This window comes from uncultured Lactobacillus sp. (assembly GCF_945290125.1).
GTDB lineage: Bacteria > Bacillota > Bacilli > Lactobacillales > Lactobacillaceae > Lactobacillus > Lactobacillus rizhaonensis.
Genome location: NZ_CALYQV010000115.1, coordinates 1 through 2721 on the forward strand (window position 1 = coordinate 1; position 2721 = coordinate 2721).

Annotated in this window: 2 protein-coding genes; both read left to right on the forward strand. The window is 33.2% G+C overall.

Annotated features, from left to right (window positions below):
* Nucleotides 1–63: 63 nt before the first annotated feature.
* A complete protein-coding gene (locus Q0K80_RS10300; protein WP_294606045.1) occupies nucleotides 64–1656 on the forward strand; it encodes a type I restriction-modification system subunit M in 1593 nt (530 codons plus the stop codon).
* Between the two features lie 10 nt (nucleotides 1657–1666).
* The coding region (locus tag Q0K80_RS10305) for a restriction endonuclease subunit S (protein ID WP_294606044.1) at nucleotides 1667–2721 on the forward strand (1055 nt) is incomplete at its 3' end.

Consider the following 2721-nt stretch of genomic DNA (forward strand, 5'->3'; position numbering starts at 1 on the left):
AATTGTACAATTAAATAGATGTTAATTGAGCTAATTTGAATATAAATTTTTAGATTAAAGGAGATAACAGTGTCAAATACAACTACAAGTTTGGAACAAGCATTAAATAGCGCAGCAGAATCATTACGATCAAAAATGGATGCAAATGAATATAAAAACTATTTATTAGGTACTGTTTTTTACAAATATCTATCTGACAATATGCTTTACAATGTTTTAGAGTTAATGTCAGATAAACCTAATGGAACTTTAGAGGAAGCTCAAAAAATTTATGAAGATGAAGATAATGCTGATCATGCAGAACTGGTTAAAGAGTTACGTTTATCATTGGGTTATATCATAGAACCAGCCTACACATATAACAGCATTCTTAGTGAAGTTAACAATCATAGTTTTCAAGTTAATCAATTAGGTGATGCTTTCAACAAACTGGAAAGATCAAATTCATATTTTGAAGGCTTGTTTGAGGATTATGATTTATATTCCAAAAGATTAGGTAGTACACCTCAAAAAAAAACGGATACAATAGCAGAAGTACTGCAGGCTATTGGCAAAATAGAACTGGTCAAGACACCAGGTGATAGTCTGGGCGATGCTTATGAATATTTGATTAGTCAGTTTGCTTCAGAATCTGGCAAAAAAGCAGGTGAATTTTATACACCGCAACAAGTTTCTGAATTATTAACCCGCTTAACCCTAGTAGGTAAAGATTATTCCACAGGAATGACCGTTTATGATCCGGCAATGGGATCGGGATCTTTACTCTTAAACTTTAAAAAATACGTTACTCCACCAGATCGCATTACTTACTACGGACAGGAAATAAATACTTCAACTTATAATATGGCTAAGATGAATATGATTTTGCATCATATTGAGCAAGCAAATCGGCATTTACGTAATGGTGATACTTTAGATGAAGACTGGCCGGCAGAAGAACCTAATAATTTTGATGCCGTTGTTATGAATCCACCGTATTCATTAAAATGGTCGGCTAATAAGGGCTTTTTAGATGATCCACGCTTTGCACCTTATGGTGTTTTGCCACCGAAGTCTAAAGCGGATTATGCTTTTTTACTTCATGGATACTATCATTTAAAACACAGCGGTGTCATGTCGATTGTTTTGCCCCATGGAGTACTTTTTCGTGGCAATGCTGAGGGTAAAATTAGACAAAAGCTACTTGAAAATGGAGCGATTGATGCAATTATTGGCCTGCCAGCAAATTTGTTTTATAGTACTGGTATTCCAACGGTGATCCTTGTACTCAAAAAAGATAAACACGACCGTAACGTGATGTTTATTGATGCTTCTAAAGGCTTTGAAAAAGTAAAAACGCAAAATAGATTACGTGAAGAGGACATCAACCGTATTTTATCTACTTATACTGCACGTCAAGATGTGGAAAAATATGCTCACTTGACGAAATTTGATGAAATTAAAGAAAATGATTTTAATCTCAATATTCCCCGTTATCTTGATACTTTCGAAGAAGAACCGCCAGTTGACGTGCAAAAACTAGCTGCAGATATGGCCAATATTACAAAAGAAGAAGAAAAATTAACTGCTGAAATTAAGCAGTCCTTGGATGAATTGGTTGGTGTTGATTCGGAAGCACAAAAAACGCTTGAACAATTAAAGGATATTTTACAGTAAGGTCATAAAAATGAATAGCGATAAAGTAGTACCTAATATTAGGTTTAGGAAATTTGAAAAAAACTGGGAAACTGAAAAATTAGAGAAATTAGGCAACACTTTTCCTAGTTTATCTGGCAAATCCAAAAAAGACTTTGGACATGGGAATGCAAAGTATATAACTTATATGAATGTATTTACTAATCCAATTGCATTAATGTCTGGAACAGAAGCTATTGAAATAGATAAAAAACAAAATTCTGTTAAATATGGGGATGTTTTTTTTACTATGTCATCTGAAACACCGGAAGAAGTTGGTATGTCAAGTGTGTGGGAATACCATTTGGAAAATGTATATCTAAATAGTTTTTCATTTGGATTTAGGCCAAATTCTAAATTTGACTTAAATTTCCTTGCATTTTTGTTAAGATCTCAAGGCGTTAGAAGTCAAATAGTGATATTAGCACAAGGAATTTCTAGATTTAATATTTCAAAAGTTAAAATGATGAGCATCAATATTACTTTTCCTATTAATTATTTTGAACAGCAAAAAATCGGTGACTTTTTCACTAAATTAGATAAGTTACTTTATTTGCAGCAGCAAAAGATCGAGAAGTTGGAGCTGCTAAAAAAGGCTTTGTTGCAGAAACTATTTCCTAAGCATGATACAAAAATACCTGAATTGAGATTTAAGGGATTTGAAGATGATTGGCAGGAAAAGAAACTTAGTTATGTAGTGGATATAATTATGGGTCAGTCCCCCTCTTCAACTAATTACTATGATACGCCTATTGAAAATTCAATGATTTTAATTCAAGGAAATGCAGATATTAAAAATCATAGTGTTAAGCCACGTATTTGGACAACTCAAATAACGAGGATAGCTATGCCCAAAGATGTGTTGTTAACGGTAAGAGCTCCTGTTGGTGAAGTTGCTAAAAATAAATATGAAGCTGTAATAGGCAGAGGGATGGCTGCTTTAAGAGGTAACGACTTTTTATATTACAATTTAGAAAAACTGAAAATGGTAGGGTACTGGGAACATTTGTCTACTGGCTCTACTTTTGAATCAATATCTTCTAATGA